Origin of the sequence: Paenibacillus sp. FSL R7-0313 (assembly GCF_037969885.1) — a bacterium.
Classification (GTDB): Bacteria; Bacillota; Bacilli; order Paenibacillales; family Paenibacillaceae; genus Paenibacillus.
This window is the reverse complement of the sequence record NZ_CP150219.1, coordinates 3,707,548-3,721,943: the sequence shown is the minus strand read 5'-3', so window position 1 is coordinate 3,721,943 and position 14,396 is coordinate 3,707,548. Positions and strand designations below refer to the sequence as shown.

Here is a 14,396-nt window from a genome sequence, read left to right as displayed (position 1 = left end):
TTCCTCACTTTTTTGTATACTGGAACAGTTGCTATTCCAATGATTTTACACCAGTATATCAAATTAGGCAGCGAGATGAATGGATTTTTCGGAAGATCATTTGTGTTTTTTACTTTTTCGCAGTTCACCGTCCGGATCATCGGACATTTTGGTGTTGTCACGGGTTTTGTTAAATGATGGACGTTTTTTATTTTCCAGCAACGGAAGCCGGAATAAAAAGTTGCCCAGAGCCTTTGCATTAAACGGTATAAAAGGCCAGAGATACGAAGAATTGTACGACCTGTGAACGGTGAGCGCCAATATGAGTAGTGTACTGCCCACGACTAATCCAGGAACCTTGAATATCGCAACAGCGACTAGCAGAACCAACCTGACCAACCTGTTGGCGAGACCCAGCTCGTAACTCGGCGTGGCAAACATGCCGATGGCTGCGATAGCCATATAGAGTACAACCTCATTGACAAAATATCCTGTTTTGACGGCGATATCCCCGACTAGAATTGCCGCGATCAAGCCCATTGCAGAGGCCAGAGGTGTAGGCGTATGGACCGCGGCCATCCGTAATAAATCGACGCCCAGTTCAATCAGTAGAAACTGTAGAATCAGCGGCAGCTTTACATTTTCCTGCGGACCAATAAAGTCAAGTCCCATCGGTTTAATCGAAGGATCAATAACCATGAGAAGCCATAGTGGAAGCAAAAACAACGAGATGAGAATCCCTGCAAAACGCACCCATCGTAAATACGTTCCCATCAAGGCAGTCTGTCTATTCTCCTCGGCATGCTCACACAGGTCGAAGAAGGTCGTAGGCAGAATCATCACACTGGGGGAAGTGTCCACGAAAATGACAACTCGTCCTTCCAGCAAATGGGAAGCTGTAACATCTGGTCGCTCGGAATACCGAACGAGTGGAAACGGATTCCAACCCTTGTTGATAATCGCTTCTTCCAGCTGTTTATCGGCGGAGGGAATACCATCGATATCCACTCGCTGAATTTTTTCACGAACTGAATCCACTTGCACTTTATCCACAATATCGTCAATGTACACCACGCAGACATCGGTTTGTGTTCTCCGCCCTACCTGCATGATCTCAAATTTCAATCCAGGGTCGCGTATTCTGCGGCGCACCAAGGTTACATTGGTGAGGAGTGTTTCGGTAAAACCGTCTCTGGAACCGCGGACTACCCTTTCCAATGAAGGTTCTTCGGGTGAACGTACCGGATAACTCCGGGTATCCATAATTAAGACCGAGCGGTCCCCTTCAACAAACATTGCGCTCATACCAGTAAGAACCTTGTTGATGACCGCACTCATCTTCTCGACTTTTTCCACCTGAATATGGGGAATGTAACATTCAAAATAGGATTTGAGAGCATGTCCGGACACGTCATCCGGCGTGAGATAGGTGAGTCTTTTCAACACCTCAAGCAAAATCTCATCCTTGGCGAAGCCGGTGATCATCAGCAATCCAACATGCTTGCCACCCAGAACCATTTCCCTCATATTCACGTCAAACGATTCTCCGAGCCCCAGGACCTGTTGTAGTGTATATCTATTCTCACTCATGCGTGGGGAGATATCATCGTTTTCCTGCCAATATTGTACGGATTCCTCAATGCTGTCGGACATCTCATTTTGTTTTTTCTTACTGTACGCTTTCTCCTCTTCTTCCTTCTGAATCTCATAAGCAGACTTGTGTAACATCTCTTCCGTTATACCTTCACTATTTTCCTGGCCTGTGTGCTCTGTTTGTTCATCCATCTTCCATCCTCCTATGGCCACGAGTTACCGCTGATATATGAAAAAATCAAACAGGGAACCTGTCATTTTGCCCAAAATCATGGCGAGCAGTAATCCAAACAAATAAGGTTTCATGCCCAATCGTTTAGCTAGCACGGGTAGTACATTGAGTACCTCAGTTAGCGCCGCGGCGAGCAGACCGATGAAGACGCCACAGAACAAACCAACGATTGGGCTGAGCAGCAGCACCCCATGCATTTTCCAATGCCAGAAATCCGCCACCGTGCCGAGCAGTGAGCCACCTATTAGCGCCCCTTCGTACCAGTGAGTCTTGTCATACGATTGCGTAAGTTGAGCCAACCTGGGAATCATATCGAGCACCAGAATGAGCGCAATTACGCCGCTTCCTACGGCAATCCCCCCTGCAACACCCAATACAATGCTGATTGCTCCATTAAGAACGCTCATCCGCATTCATCTCCCTGCGTTCCTGCTCATGCATCCGTTCACTTTCTTCAATCACCACATATTTATCTACATTTTGCTGGTATAGGAACATCTCCACTTCCAGCGGAGTAGGCTCCTCATTCCACTTTTTCTTGAACAAATGATTAAAAAATACTGCCATTCCGAATCCAATGCCAATGGAATACGCCACTTGGAACAGATAGGGATGTTCGTCCCGATGCCCAGTGAGCATCTCCACAATTCGAATCTGTACTTCCTGCATGTTCACATCGGCATGAAAATTCATAATGGTTAAGGCTGATCCAAAGAACAGCAGCAGCCAAACCAGAATGAACAGGGACTTGGAAGGTTGACCATTTCCCGCAATGACTTCAACCAACGTATGACCTGATCCCATCAGTTCCACACTTACCTCCGGCAAGATACGCCGAATTTGGGGAATAATCTGCAATATATCAATGAGGATCAGATTGCCATCCTCCGGTCCAGGGCGCAGCAGTTCAAGCTCCAGTAGCCTGCCCTCCTGGTCTTCAGAAGAGGTCAGTACATGTGCAATGTCTCCAAGCTTGACTGCTCTGCCCCTCTGGATGCGAATACGGCTGCGCAGACGAATATAGACCATTGGAGTGGGTGTCTGGGACATCCATAGCACTCCTTTACTGCGTAATTTAAGTTAGTATTTGAAGAATGTGCAAATTTATTACAAACGGGTTGGAAAAAGATCGGGAGGTGGGTGGGGGCGCTGCGGGATGGATCGGTCATTGGTCGCTGTTGCTCGGGGGAGGATACACGCAGACACTCCGACGGCAGACCAACCTTCTGATCGCTGTTGTCTCCAAATTCTTTTGAATTATTTCTAAGAGTTAGAAATTTGGAGACAAAGGCGCACGCTTCGCTTCTTCAGGTCTAATCTGCCGCCTGCGTTGCTTATGCATCCTTAGATGAGCCCTCACGCTTCGCTCCTTTTGACCGATTCCATCCCTCCGCTACCCATCGTCCTCCCGTTTCCAAACGTTTGAAATAAATATGCTGGGGAGGAGGCAGGGGGATTTAAAAGATGAATCTCGGGCTTTATTTTGACTTGAACGGAGGAGTGACTATTGACCGATTTGGGGCGTAATTGAGTGTGAAGCATTATTACACATATCAAAAAAGTCGCCGTATGGGCGACTCTTTGGAATTTGTAGATAGGCTCACGGATCATGTACAATAGTTCAGCAATTATGTTCTTTTTCTCTTTTGTTCAATTCCCTTCTAAAACGTAAAGGGGTTGAATTCATTGTTTTGCGGAATTGGTTAATGTAATAACTCGTGCTGTTTAAATCCAACCTCATAGGCAATTTCGGTGATGCTACGCTCGGAGAGTTGCAATAGTTCAATGCTTCTTTGGATGCGGTACTCGATCACATATTGCATGGGTGTGGTTTTCAGGATTTGCTTGAAATAACGGCATGTCTCCGATCGACTTAACTGTCCGGCCTTTGCAATATCTTCTAATCTAATCGGCTCGGCATAGTTGAAATGAATCCATTGCAACATGTCTTTCATTCGCTTGTTTCTGCTCATCTCTGATGGATCATGTTCCAGGGAATATCCGTTCATAATCAGTAGTTTCCACATATTCAGCACCGAAGAAGCAACATTCACTTCGTAAAAAGGAACTTGTTGCACTAGCTCCTTTCTAATCTGTGCAATGGCACTCAGGATCTGTTCTCCCCAAGCGTTAGCTCTTTCGATATACAGAAAAGGCAAATTAGTTGCTGTTACATATGGATGTACGTACTTTATATACAAATCCGAAGGCATGATAACATGCGGGGACAAATTCAGACATAAATAAATGCAGTTCTCGCTCACACCGTGATCTTCGGCCATATGCATTATTCCACTGTTGATAAAAATCCCGTCACCTTTGGACAAAATCACCTTTTGATCGTTGATATGGAACAACGCCGTACCCTGAAGAACGGTAACAAACTGCAATTCATCATGCCAGTGGAGAGGAATATGTCCGTGAACATTTTGAACAATGGTTGTCTCATAACAGGCTATAGATAATGTATCGGTACGGTGTTGCGTCATTTCTTTCAAATGTTGATCAATGATAAATTCGATTTTCTGCATGGCCCTCATCTCAATATAGTTATATTTTTAAGTGTAATATTGATATTAATGTACCGCATTTCTCCTTAATATAACACTATTCTTATATTTAAGGTGAGGCGAACAAGAATGACAACTTCTGCAAAATCCAAAATTTCAGGCATCGTACTCGTTCTGACCGGAGCCATCTGTTGGGGCATTGGGGGTACGGTATCTCAAAAACTGTTTCAACTGGATGGAATTGAGGTCAATTGGTATGTCACTGTACGATTGTTGATTGCTGGGTTACTATTACTGGTTATTCAATCGTTTACTAATGGACGATTTCAGATTTTTGATGTGTGGAAAAATAAAAAAACTGCTGGACAGCTGATCATTTTTGGATTGGTCGGCATGCTTACCGTCCAGTATACGTACATGGCATCCATTAAACACGGCAATTCAGCGGTAGCTACACTCCTGCAGTACCTGTCCCCTGTCATGATCATGATTTACATCGCACTCCGTAAGCAGTCTGTCCTTACACGCAATGACCTTGCATGCGCCGTTCTGGCTCTCGGTGGGTGTTTTCTCCTACTGACGAACGGCTCACTCACGCAGTTATCTGTCTCCTGGCTCGCAGTGATGTGGGGCATATTATCCGGGGTTTCAGCTGCATTTTATACGCTGTATGCCGTGCAACTGATTAAAAAATTCGATTCACTTGTTGTGGTTGGCTGGGCTATGATCATCGCTGGTTTGGGAATGAGTTTTATTCACCCGCCCTGGAAAATGAATTTTGCTGCTATCACGCTCGAAACCTACGGTTATTTGATATTTACGATCCTTTTTGGAACCATGATTGCTTTTTGGTTTTATATTGCGAGTCTCAAAAGTCTTACACCCAAGGAAACTAGCCTGCTTGGGAGCGCAGAGCCCCTTGCTGCTGTTGGAACAACTGTCATATGGCTCCATGAACCTTTTGGCTTCTATCAATGGATTGGTATGGCATGTATTCTTGGCATGATGCTGGTCATGCAGTCCAATCGTTCGAGATCTCCCCGGAGTAACAACAAATAACCTTCCTCGCCATAATGCGCGATAGAAGGTTGTTAGTTGTCGTATATTGGTGCATAAGCGCCAATATTGTTGTTGCACTCCACAAAATCACTGTGCGATCTGGTCGCGGATGGATTGCAGTATTTTTTTCTCCAGACGTGATACCTGTACCTGAGATATTCCCAGCCTGCTGGCAACCTCGGACTGCGTCTGATCCCGGTAATACCGAAGATAAACGATTAACCGCTCCCGCTCACTGAGACCACCGATGGCTTCGTTTAGCGCCAATTTGTCAAACCAACGTTCCTGAGACTCGTCGGCAATCTGATCCATTAATGTAATAGGATCACCGTCATTCTCGAATACCGTCTCATGGATGGAGGTCGGTGGTTTGTTCGCTTCCTGGGCAAATACAACTTCCTCCGGGGTTACTCCCAGCTCTGCGGCAACTTCCTTGATCGTTGGCAGACGATCCAAATGTTTGGACAGTTCGTCCCTTTTTTTGCGAACTTTATTCGCCATCTCTTTCAGTGAACGACTGACCTTCAGGGTACCGTCATCCCGCAGGAATCGCTGAATTTCTCCGATGATCATCGGTACCGCGTAGGTTGAGAACTTCACGTCATAACTGAGATCAAATTTATCTACTGACTTGAGCAGACCGATACAACCAATCTGGAACAGATCTTCCGGATCATATCCCCTGTTCATAAAACGCTGTACGACGGACCAGACGAGTCTGATGTTGCAGTTCACCAGCGTATCCCGTGAAACATGGTCACCCGACTGACTGAGCGCAATCAGCCGTTTGACCTCGGCATCGTCCAAATAGGTCTGTGAAGATGGTTTCACTTCAGCATCCATAAGAACACCAACCCCTAATTATACAATGCTTTCTTGGATTCAATCCTTTTTTTCATCTTGATGGAGGTGCCTCTGCCGGGCTCACTGCTGACTTCGAATTCATCCATGAAGTTTTCCATAATGGTGAAGCCCATGCCCGACCGCTCAAGTTCGGGTTTGGACGTATATAGCGGCTGCTTGGCCAGTTCAAGATCTTCGATTCCTTCACCGCGGTCTTCCACAATAATCGTAATCATGTCTTCCCGAATCTCGGCCTGGATGGACACAACCCCATCGGAGTTGTTGTTGTATCCGTGGATGATGCTGTTGGTCACGGCTTCCGAAATGACCGTCTTCAGGTCACTGAGCTCGTCCATCGTTGGATCAAGCTGGGAGATAAACGCAGCAACGGTTACCCGTGCAAACGACTCATTCTCTGACTTGGCCGCGAATTGCAGATTCATGAAATTTGTCCCTGTTCCTTCATTCATGAGACGACCTCCAGACCTGAGAGAGCAGTTCCCTCATTTTCGTATATCGGCATAATCTTGAACAAACCCGACATTTCCAGCAAACGGTACACTGGCGAATTGACGTCACAGACCACCATCTTGCCACCTTTATTCTTAATGAGCTTGTATCTTCCCAAAATGACACCCAGACCCGAACTGTCCATAAATTGCAGATCTTTCAGGCTGAGTACGAGATGCTCGCTTTGTCTCCGCTGGATGGCTTCATCCATTTGCATCCGTACCATGTCAGCTGTATGGTGATCCAGCTCCCCGGATAATCGTACAATCAGAATCCCGCGATGGTGTTCCATTTCTACATGCAAGTTCACGTTTGCTCACTCTCCTCCCTGTCTTAGAACAAGGATTTCTACGCTTCCAAAGGCTTTTCCTGCCCCCCGACAAAACTAGAAGAAAACCCCTATTTAACTACAAAATATGTTCGAAGGATACGTGCAACTCGCAGAAATCGCCGTTTAGTCAAACAAGTTGGACGTGGTCCGCTTGAACAACTTCCACCAGCCAGCCTTATTCACATCCTGCGGAGCCTGGATATCGAACTCCTTAATCACGTCATTGCCTTGGTAAACCACCAGTTTACCTATACTTTGCCCGGCTTTGATTGGAGCTTTCAATTCTTTGGCGACTAGCAATTCATGCCGGATGTCATTGGATTTGGCTCCTTTGCGCATCAGCACACTATAATTTTGTGTGGCATTTAGAGGCAACTCGGCAACTTCACCTTTTTCGATTCTCAGACTACCCAGTAGATCCCCTGCCTTGTAAAGAGCCTTCATCGTATATTGACTAAAGGCATAGTCAAACATCGAAGACACTTCGCTATTCCGTGTTTTGGTATTTGGTTCACCAAGTACCACGGAAACGACACGCAGTCCATCTTTGGACGCCGTTGCAGACAAGCAGAATTTCGCTTCGGAAGTATAACCTGTTTTCAAACCATCTGCCCCTTCATAAAAACGAACCAGCTTGTTTGTGTTCACCAGCCAGAATGGCTTTTCCGTATCTTTGCGAAGGTAATCCTGATATGCACCGGTATACTTCGTAATCCCGGAATGCTTCAGCAATTCACGGCTCATGACGGCAATGTCATGGGCGGAAGAATAATGATTATCGACTGGAAGGCCGTTACAGTTGGCAAAATGAGTATCCTTCATGCCAAGCTCCTTCGCACGCTCATTCATCAGCTGTACAAAAGCTTCTTCCGAACCAGCAATCTTCTCGGCCATAGCCACTGAGGCATCATTGCCTGAAGCCATCGCGATCCCTTTTAACATATCATCGACCGTCATTTCTTCCCCAGGCTCCAGGAAGATCTGCGAACCGCCCATGGAAGCTGCATATTCACTCGTTCTTACTTTGTCCGTCAGCTTCAGCTTGCCCGAGTCGATCGCTTCGATCGTAAGCAGCATGGTCATAATTTTTGTAATGCTCGCAGGAGGCAGCTGATCATGACTGTTTTTCTCATAAATGACGGTCCCCGTATCTGCATCCATTAAGATCGCAGATCGCGCCGACGGGGCCAGATCAGTTCCTCCCGCTGCCTTCGGTGTTTCTTCAGCTGATGCCGTTGATGCCATAAGGGACAGCAGGATACAAAGGGTCATGAACGATGCCATTATTCTTTTCTTCACAAGGTTACCTCCTCAAATGACTTGCTTACTGCATGTTCCATGCATGTACTGCTAATCATTGTCGGCCCGTTTCCAGTAAATTATTCCATGTAAAGCATGATTTCCCGAACTTTTATTGAAAAATGTGGTCAAAGCAAAAAAACGTACTGCACTCAATGAATGAGTAACCGTACGTTTAACACAACAAAAAAAAGGTTACCCCCGATGATTTCTCATCCAAAGAGGTAACCTTCTCTACTCAAATCTTGCTTACATTTGCGGAATAACCGCCACTACCAGCGCCAGGAACGACTCACGCACACGCTCCGTCGTTTCCATCACCTCATCATGTGACAGCGGCTGGTCCAAAATTCCGGCAGCCATGTTGCTGATACAGGAAATACCGAGTACTTCCAGGCCTGCGTGGCGTGCCACGATCACTTCAGATACAGTGGACATGCCCACTGCGTCTGCGCCCAATGTACGCAGCATTCTGATCTCTGCCGGTGTCTCATAGTTCGGACCGAGCATACCTGCGTATACCCCTTCACGTACGTTAAAACCTTGTGATGCGGCCGTATCCTTCGCCAGCGCACGCAAACGGCGGCTATATGCTTCGGACAGATCCGGGAAACGCACGCCCAGTGCAGCGTCATTTGGTCCGATCAGTGGATTTTTGCCTGTAAGATTTAAGTGATCAGAGATCAGCATCAAGTCTCCAGCTTCATACGACGTATTCACGCCACCCGCAGCATTGGTTACAAGCAAGCTGCTTACACCCAGTTCTTTCATAACCCGTACCGGGAAAGCTGTCAATTCCGGACCATATCCTTCGTACATGTGGAAACGGCCTTTCATCATTACGACTGGACGACCTTTGATGGTTCCGACCAATAGTTCACCTTCATGTCCTTCTACTGTGGACACCGGAAAATGTGGAATATCCTGATAAGCAATACTTACGCCATCTTCAATCAGTTCTGCCAGTACGCCAAGACCCGAACCCAAAATCAAACCGACTTCCGGCTTGATGGAGCTTTTGCTTTGAATATAAGATGCTGCTTCCGAAATCATTTGTTGGTTTAATGCTGTCATGCGTTGTATGTTCCTCCTTGAGTTGAAACGATCCGTTTTATGTATAACGGCGTTTGGATGTATTCAATTTATTTTATCCTAAATCGGCCCAATGTTCCGCATTTATTTGTGAATGCCATGCGTCAAAATCTATCTTGCCCTCGGATGATGGGTTTCATAGATTTCTTTCATGGTTTTGCGACCATGATTGCCATATTGTTGTCCAGGCTGCTCCACGTGACCCAGCATGTCCTGAACCGCACGTGTATCCGCCCCATTGGCAATCAGGTGTGCCGCAAACGAATGACGCAGCGTATGCGGCGTAATTTCTTCCGAGATTCCCGCGTCCACCGCTGCTTTTTTGAGCAGCTTCCAGAAGCCCTGCCGGGTTAAACGTCTGCCGGATACATTCACGAATAGTGCCTGCTCGTCCGAATCGGTTTTGAGCAACTTGTTGCGGAATTCCTCCACATATACACTTGCCCAATGTGCTGCTGGTGCACCGATGGGAAGGATACGTTCCTTGCCCGCCCCACCGCATCGGATAAAGCGCATGCCTGGCTGAACATCTCGAATGTCAAGGGCAATCAGTTCCGAGACCCGAATACCCGTAGCATATAACAGTTCAAGCATCGCTCGATCTCTCACACCCTGCGGTGAACGAATATCAGGCGCTGTCAGCAGTTGTTCGATCTCCTGGATACTTAACACCTGTGGTGGCGTCTTGTCCGCCTTGGGAGCTTCCACATCAAACGTAGGGTCCTGTATAATATCACCCCGCCGCATCAAAAAATGAAAGTAGGAGCGCAGAGATACGATGCTGCGGGCAATGGTTGCATTGGCACGTCCTGCCTGTTTGAGCTGACCTGCAAACAGGACGACATGTGTGCGTCTGACCTGATCGGCTTCGCGTATGCCATATTCCTTATCTGCAAATTCAATGAACTTGTCCACGTCTCGGAGATACGATTCAAGCGTGCTGCTCGACATCCCTTTATCATCTTCCAAGTATAAGGCATAGGCGTGTATCGTCTGTTTCATGTACAACGCTCCTCAACTGACAGACCTGCCGTTCTGGCAGACTGCTCCCGTATTTGCATCCCTGGCAGTTTGAAGCTACTCCCCGTACCAATAGAACAAACGGAGACGCTCTGCCATCGTAGGACGTCCTTCTCCATTACCCGGCCAATCCGTTTCCTGAAATACTTTGATTGCATTGCCAGTCGGCATCTGATATTGATCCACAGGTGAGATCCAGCCATTAAACAGATCCAGAACATGATAGAACAGATAAACTAATGCAGCAAAAAATATAATAAATCGAATAAAACGGAGCCCTCTCCGCACTGATATAATCATGGGCGCGTCCCCCTCCTGATTCGAATCCAGTATTGTCCTTGAATCAGGGTATGTCCATAAACACAGGTTTATGCCATCCGGGGGAAACTCCAGATCATGTCCGGTGCCAAAAAAGCTCTCCCGTCAAAACCGCCGGTGAGAGCTTGAAGATATGCTATGTTATTCTTCATCTTTGGGTTTCTGTTCATTTTTAGCTTTGCAACGATAACAAATTCCATGAAAGTCCAGTCGGTGATCTACTACCGAAAAGTTGAATTCCCGCTCCAAACGCTCTTCAAGCGGTCCAAGCCAGTCTTCACGTATTTCATCCATACTTCCGCATTGAACACAGATTAAGTGATGATGGTGATGCTTGGATGTATCTCCGCGCAGATCATAACGCGCTACACCGTCGCCGAAGTTGATTTTCTCTACAACATGCAGCTCACTCAGCAGTTCGAGGGTACGGTACACGGTTGCCAGACCGATTTCGGGAGCCTTTTCTTTAACGAGCATGAATACGTCTTCTGCGCTCAGATGATCTTCTTCATTCTCAAGAAGTACTCTTACGGTGGCTTCCCGCTGGGGCGTTAATTTATATCCTTGGGACTGTAGTTGCTGCTTAATTTTATCAATCCGTGCTTCCATTTTCTCCCTCCCCCTAGGAAATCACTGCACACTGCAACTTAACCCACTCTTTTCATTATAGGGGGAGTGCGTAATTAAAGTCAACATTTTACACTATACGGTACACGTTAGGCCGGTAGTAGCATTGGCGTGACCCAGCGCATCATCGCAGGTGTAACCCATGTTTCAAAAGACGCCACACCGAGCAGCAGTGCAGCCATAACCAAAGTTAACACTATATATGAAGCAAAAGGCCTTTGTCGACCAGGTGTTCGCTGCATCAAAACACGATTGCGAATGATGTATAACGAGAACGTCATCGCCGCCACACTGCAGATCAGGAGGATCGGAATGACAAATAGATTATGCGGCGCCACGGAAACCAGTGCAAACAGCAGCCCTTTCCAGGAATACTGCCCAACAAGGTACCCCACTGTGAATCCAATGAGCACACCTTTCAGAAAATCCAGAACCAGTATACCGGGCAGTCCAACGACGGATAAACCCAGAATAAAGATCAGACCCACCCATTTCAGATGGAGCATGGCAATGTCCCAATATGCCCCGGTCTCAGTCACCTGTGCACTGTGCTGCACGGTCATGAAGAAATTGCCGAGATAACCCTCCAGATCCTGACGTTGCTCAAGAGACAATGCGTTCACCATGAGCGCGCCAAAAATGACGCCGACCAGAAACAAGACAGCCACGAATACATATAACGAAGTCTGACCTTTAAATGTAAAGTAGGAAGAGCGCATACAGGTACGAGTCCCCTTTCCGGTATCATGCTGCAAGGATTCTCAATTCCATCCTCATAGTCATTCTTATGAACCGGAGTGCTCCTGTATGACTTCTTGTCCAGATTGGACCTCTGTAAAGCCAAAGCTAATATGAGTTGAACTACAGAATATTTACACGGGTCACTCCGAAGCTTTTTCCTGAACAGCAACCTTTCCGTACGTACCGCCACCTCCGGAGGACAGCTCCAGTTGTCCGTTCCGTGCAGCCACAATCAGGCCTGCCAGCACAGGTCCAACAACCGCATCAAGCTCTTCCTCTCTGGTGCGATGAAGTACATTCATTTCCGTACCAAAATGGTCCAGTAGCTGGCGCAGTTTGGCTTTGCCAAGACCGGGGATGAACTCCAGTGGTACCTGATAATGATAGGCCGGTCTGTTTGCAGGGACATGAGGACTCTCCCGATCAGAGATCGCCAGAATGCGGTCCAGCACCCCCTGAACCAGCTTCAGACTGCCACAGTGCGGACAACGCTCTGCTGACATCGCTCGCTCATCCATAATGCTGCCACATGCTGCACAGTAAGTACGGTGATACTTGCCCAGTCTTGGATTCAGTCCATAATTGGCCGCAATGCTCCTGCCGGCTTCTCCTTGAAGTGCCATACGGAATTCATCAAAAGAAGGGGCAGCAACTTGCAGTTCGTTATACTCCCGTCCAATCTTACCAAGGGAATGAGCATCCGAATTGGTGAGAAACGGTACATGATCCAACTCCCGAATATAACTGGCCATGGATGAATCAGAGCTTAACCCCAACTCGACAGCATCCACAAGACGGGTATCCAATACATCGCCCATACGGGGCGTAGTACTGCCATAGATGCCTTTATGCGGTGTAAATACATGTGCAGGCACAATAAGCCCACCACGTGCCTTAATCTCAGCCTGCATCTCTAGAGCGGGCACGTACACCCGCTGAGAACTGAGGTTCACATTTTTCATATAACGTTTCATCCAGTCCGTGAAAGACTTCATCGTTTTCAGATCACGGAAGTACGCCAGCATATGAAACTCACGCATTCCAGGCTCGCGCAGCTCAATCTCTGTACCCAGCAGAATGGTAGTTTCCTGGTAGGCAATACCGCCGCCCTCAATCTCGGACATGGTACCACTCTCCAGCAATTGCTCAATATCCATCTGTACAACCGGAGAATGACAATCAATAACACCAAGCAAATGAATTCCTTTGCGATCCGATGCTTCCCGAGCGATATTCTCAAATGTCAGATCGCGACTGCCGCTGATTTTAACGGCCTCGCCGCGTGAGGTTCGTCCGATGTGAATATGCAGGTCTGTATAACAGGGCTCCCACATCGAGGATGTTTCCAGTTGGTCTTGCATGTTTAGAACCGTCCTGTCGTTCTGTAGAGATCCCACGCATACACAGCCATCATCGTTTTGGCATCGCTAATCCGGTTCTCGTCCATGAGCGCATAGGCTTCCTCCAGAGTTATTTCGGCAACTTCAAGGAATTCATCTTCGTCCAGCGCCATGTCCCCTGCTTCCAACTCTTCAGCGATGTAAAGATGAATGATCTCATCTGCGAACCCCGGTGACGTGTAAAACGAACGCAAATGACGCAGCGACTTGGCTACATATCCCGTCTCTTCTCGCAATTCACGTGCTGCGGCAACCTCGGGCTCTTCTCCCGGGTCCAGTTTCCCCGCAGGAATCTCCACTTCGGTGCGCCCCATTGCCTGACGATACTGATCCACTACAAGCATACGATCCCCATTCAGAGCGAGTACAGCTACTGCTCCAGGGTGCCGGATTATCTCACGTGTAGCCGTCTGGCCGTTCGGTAGTTTAACGGTATCGACTTGAAGTGAAATCACTTTGCCCTCGAAGATTGGCTTAGTGGATACGGTCACTTCATCTAGTTTTGGATTGGCAGGTTGTGCCGCGTGGATGGATTGGGCAGATTGGTTTGGTTTCATTTGTTCTTCAACTCCATATCGTAGGATTATATATAAATGGACTAAAAATATTTACACTAACCACTCCGATGACAGAACAACCCTTCGATCGCTGTTATCCCCAGATTTTTTTGATTTCTTTCTCTAATAGATAAAATTTGGTTATAGCTTATGCTTACGATGCAGCTTTCTTTCAGAAAGCTTTTAGGCGAACGCTCCGCTTCTCTTGGTTATTTCTGTCCTCTCCGTTCTTGTGTAAAGGATTAGCTCAATTTATATATTCGGTGAATGTATAATTCTCTGATT

General features: G+C 47.1%; 16 protein-coding genes and 1 pseudogene. 2 read left to right on the top strand and 15 right to left on the bottom strand.

Features of this window, described 5'->3' with window-relative positions; genetic code table 11:
- Positions 1–96: 96 nt before the first annotated feature.
- From NSQ38_RS16370 to NSQ38_RS16360, 3 genes are read right to left on the bottom strand one after another with little or no spacing between them, the layout of a single operon-like run.
- On the bottom strand, positions 97–1,764 hold the full coding sequence (locus tag NSQ38_RS16370) for a spore germination protein (RefSeq protein ID WP_338587697.1): 1,668 nt from the start codon (positions 1,762–1,764) through the stop codon (positions 97–99).
- Positions 1,765–1,788: 24 nt separating this feature from the next.
- On the bottom strand, positions 1,789–2,217 hold the full coding sequence (locus NSQ38_RS16365) for a stage V sporulation protein AB (protein ID WP_211083510.1): 429 nt from the start codon (positions 2,215–2,217) through the stop codon (positions 1,789–1,791).
- The gene (locus NSQ38_RS16360) at positions 2,198–2,854 is read right to left on the bottom strand and encodes a stage V sporulation protein AA (RefSeq protein ID WP_338587698.1); all 657 of its coding nucleotides are present in this window, start codon (positions 2,852–2,854) and stop codon (positions 2,198–2,200) included. Before NSQ38_RS16360 ends, NSQ38_RS16365 begins: the two co-directional genes overlap by 20 nt.
- Before the next feature lie 44 nt (positions 2,855–2,898).
- Between NSQ38_RS16360 and NSQ38_RS16355 the strand changes: the two genes are divergently transcribed.
- On the top strand, positions 2,899–3,060 hold the full coding sequence (locus NSQ38_RS16355; protein ID WP_339782953.1) for a hypothetical protein: 162 nt from the start codon (positions 2,899–2,901) through the stop codon (positions 3,058–3,060).
- Positions 3,061–3,425: 365 nt separating this feature from the next.
- Here the strand turns inward: NSQ38_RS16355 and NSQ38_RS16350 are convergent.
- Positions 3,426–4,335, bottom strand: a pseudogene (locus NSQ38_RS16350) (AraC family transcriptional regulator).
- 108 nt (positions 4,336–4,443) lie between these two features.
- Here NSQ38_RS16350 and NSQ38_RS16345 point away from each other — a divergent pair.
- The gene (locus NSQ38_RS16345; protein ID WP_339782950.1) at positions 4,444–5,373 is read left to right on the top strand and encodes an EamA family transporter; all 930 of its coding nucleotides are present in this window, start codon (positions 4,444–4,446) and stop codon (positions 5,371–5,373) included.
- Positions 5,374–5,460: 87 nt separating this feature from the next.
- Here the strand turns inward: NSQ38_RS16345 and sigF are convergent, their stop codons facing one another.
- The 11 genes from sigF to NSQ38_RS16290 all read right to left on the bottom strand — a co-directional run bounded on the left by sigF (position 5,461) and on the right by NSQ38_RS16290 (position 14,111).
- The gene (gene sigF / locus NSQ38_RS16340) at positions 5,461–6,216 is read right to left on the bottom strand and encodes an RNA polymerase sporulation sigma factor SigF (protein WP_036607856.1); all 756 of its coding nucleotides are present in this window, start codon (positions 6,214–6,216) and stop codon (positions 5,461–5,463) included.
- A gap of 14 nt (positions 6,217–6,230) precedes the next feature.
- Entirely contained in the window at positions 6,231–6,686 is a 456-nt protein-coding gene (gene spoIIAB / locus NSQ38_RS16335; RefSeq protein ID WP_338587703.1) for an anti-sigma F factor, read from the bottom strand.
- A complete protein-coding gene (spoIIAA, locus tag NSQ38_RS16330) occupies positions 6,683–7,036 on the bottom strand; it encodes an anti-sigma F factor antagonist (protein WP_017687636.1) in 354 nt (117 codons plus the stop codon). Before spoIIAA ends, spoIIAB begins: the two co-directional genes overlap by 4 nt.
- A 144-nt stretch (positions 7,037–7,180) precedes the next feature.
- A complete protein-coding gene (locus NSQ38_RS16325) occupies positions 7,181–8,302 on the bottom strand; it encodes a D-alanyl-D-alanine carboxypeptidase family protein (RefSeq protein ID WP_339790564.1) in 1,122 nt (373 codons plus the stop codon).
- Between the two features lie 303 nt (positions 8,303–8,605).
- On the bottom strand, positions 8,606–9,430 hold the full coding sequence (locus NSQ38_RS16320; protein WP_036607861.1) for a purine-nucleoside phosphorylase: 825 nt from the start codon (positions 9,428–9,430) through the stop codon (positions 8,606–8,608).
- A 129-nt stretch (positions 9,431–9,559) separates the two neighbouring features.
- Entirely contained in the window at positions 9,560–10,450 is an 891-nt protein-coding gene (locus NSQ38_RS16315; protein ID WP_105599514.1) for a tyrosine recombinase, read from the bottom strand.
- A 75-nt stretch (positions 10,451–10,525) separates the two neighbouring features.
- Entirely contained in the window at positions 10,526–10,768 is a 243-nt protein-coding gene (locus tag NSQ38_RS16310) for a DUF4227 family protein (RefSeq protein WP_017687632.1), read from the bottom strand.
- A 159-nt stretch (positions 10,769–10,927) separates the two neighbouring features.
- The gene (locus NSQ38_RS16305) at positions 10,928–11,395 is read right to left on the bottom strand and encodes a Fur family transcriptional regulator (protein ID WP_090922447.1); all 468 of its coding nucleotides are present in this window, start codon (positions 11,393–11,395) and stop codon (positions 10,928–10,930) included.
- 107 nt (positions 11,396–11,502) lie between these two features.
- Entirely contained in the window at positions 11,503–12,132 is a 630-nt protein-coding gene (spoIIM, locus tag NSQ38_RS16300) for a stage II sporulation protein M (protein WP_017687629.1), read from the bottom strand.
- A gap of 162 nt (positions 12,133–12,294) precedes the next feature.
- A complete protein-coding gene (locus NSQ38_RS16295) occupies positions 12,295–13,515 on the bottom strand; it encodes an endonuclease Q family protein (protein ID WP_339782948.1) in 1,221 nt (406 codons plus the stop codon).
- A 2-nt stretch (positions 13,516–13,517) separates the two neighbouring features.
- Positions 13,518–14,111, bottom strand: coding sequence for an NUDIX hydrolase (locus NSQ38_RS16290; RefSeq protein WP_051447058.1), 594 nt, complete (start codon positions 14,109–14,111; stop codon positions 13,518–13,520).
- Positions 14,112–14,396: the final 285 nt, after the last annotated feature.

What these genes read in the sequence shown, in the direction of transcription:
- NSQ38_RS16355 (WP_339782953.1), top strand. Translation starts at nt 2,899, where the DNA reads ATGTGCAAATTTATTACAAACGGGTTGGAAAAAGATCGGGAGGTGGGT.
- NSQ38_RS16325 (WP_339790564.1), bottom strand. Translation starts at nt 8,302, where the DNA reads ATGGCATCAACGGCATCAGCTGAAGAAACACCGAAGGCAGCGGGAGGA.
- NSQ38_RS16305 (WP_090922447.1), bottom strand. Translation starts at nt 11,395, where the DNA reads ATGGAAGCACGGATTGATAAAATTAAGCAGCAACTACAGTCCCAAGGA.
- NSQ38_RS16315 (WP_105599514.1), bottom strand. Translation starts at nt 10,450, where the DNA reads ATGAAACAGACGATACACGCCTATGCCTTATACTTGGAAGATGATAAA.
- NSQ38_RS16370 (WP_338587697.1), bottom strand. Translation starts at nt 1,764, where the DNA reads ATGGATGAACAAACAGAGCACACAGGCCAGGAAAATAGTGAAGGTATA.
- NSQ38_RS16345 (WP_339782950.1), top strand. Translation starts at nt 4,444, where the DNA reads ATGACAACTTCTGCAAAATCCAAAATTTCAGGCATCGTACTCGTTCTG.
- NSQ38_RS16320 (WP_036607861.1), bottom strand. Translation starts at nt 9,430, where the DNA reads ATGACAGCATTAAACCAACAAATGATTTCGGAAGCAGCATCTTATATT.
- NSQ38_RS16360 (WP_338587698.1), bottom strand. Translation starts at nt 2,854, where the DNA reads ATGTCCCAGACACCCACTCCAATGGTCTATATTCGTCTGCGCAGCCGT.
- NSQ38_RS16365 (WP_211083510.1), bottom strand. Translation starts at nt 2,217, where the DNA reads ATGCGGATGAGCGTTCTTAATGGAGCAATCAGCATTGTATTGGGTGTT.
- spoIIM (WP_017687629.1), bottom strand. Translation starts at nt 12,132, where the DNA reads ATGCGCTCTTCCTACTTTACATTTAAAGGTCAGACTTCGTTATATGTA.
- NSQ38_RS16295 (WP_339782948.1), bottom strand. Translation starts at nt 13,515, where the DNA reads ATGCAAGACCAACTGGAAACATCCTCGATGTGGGAGCCCTGTTATACA.
- NSQ38_RS16310 (WP_017687632.1), bottom strand. Translation starts at nt 10,768, where the DNA reads ATGATTATATCAGTGCGGAGAGGGCTCCGTTTTATTCGATTTATTATA.
- sigF (WP_036607856.1), bottom strand. Translation starts at nt 6,216, where the DNA reads ATGGATGCTGAAGTGAAACCATCTTCACAGACCTATTTGGACGATGCC.
- NSQ38_RS16290 (WP_051447058.1), bottom strand. Translation starts at nt 14,111, where the DNA reads ATGAAACCAAACCAATCTGCCCAATCCATCCACGCGGCACAACCTGCC.
- spoIIAB (WP_338587703.1), bottom strand. Translation starts at nt 6,686, where the DNA reads ATGAATGAAGGAACAGGGACAAATTTCATGAATCTGCAATTCGCGGCC.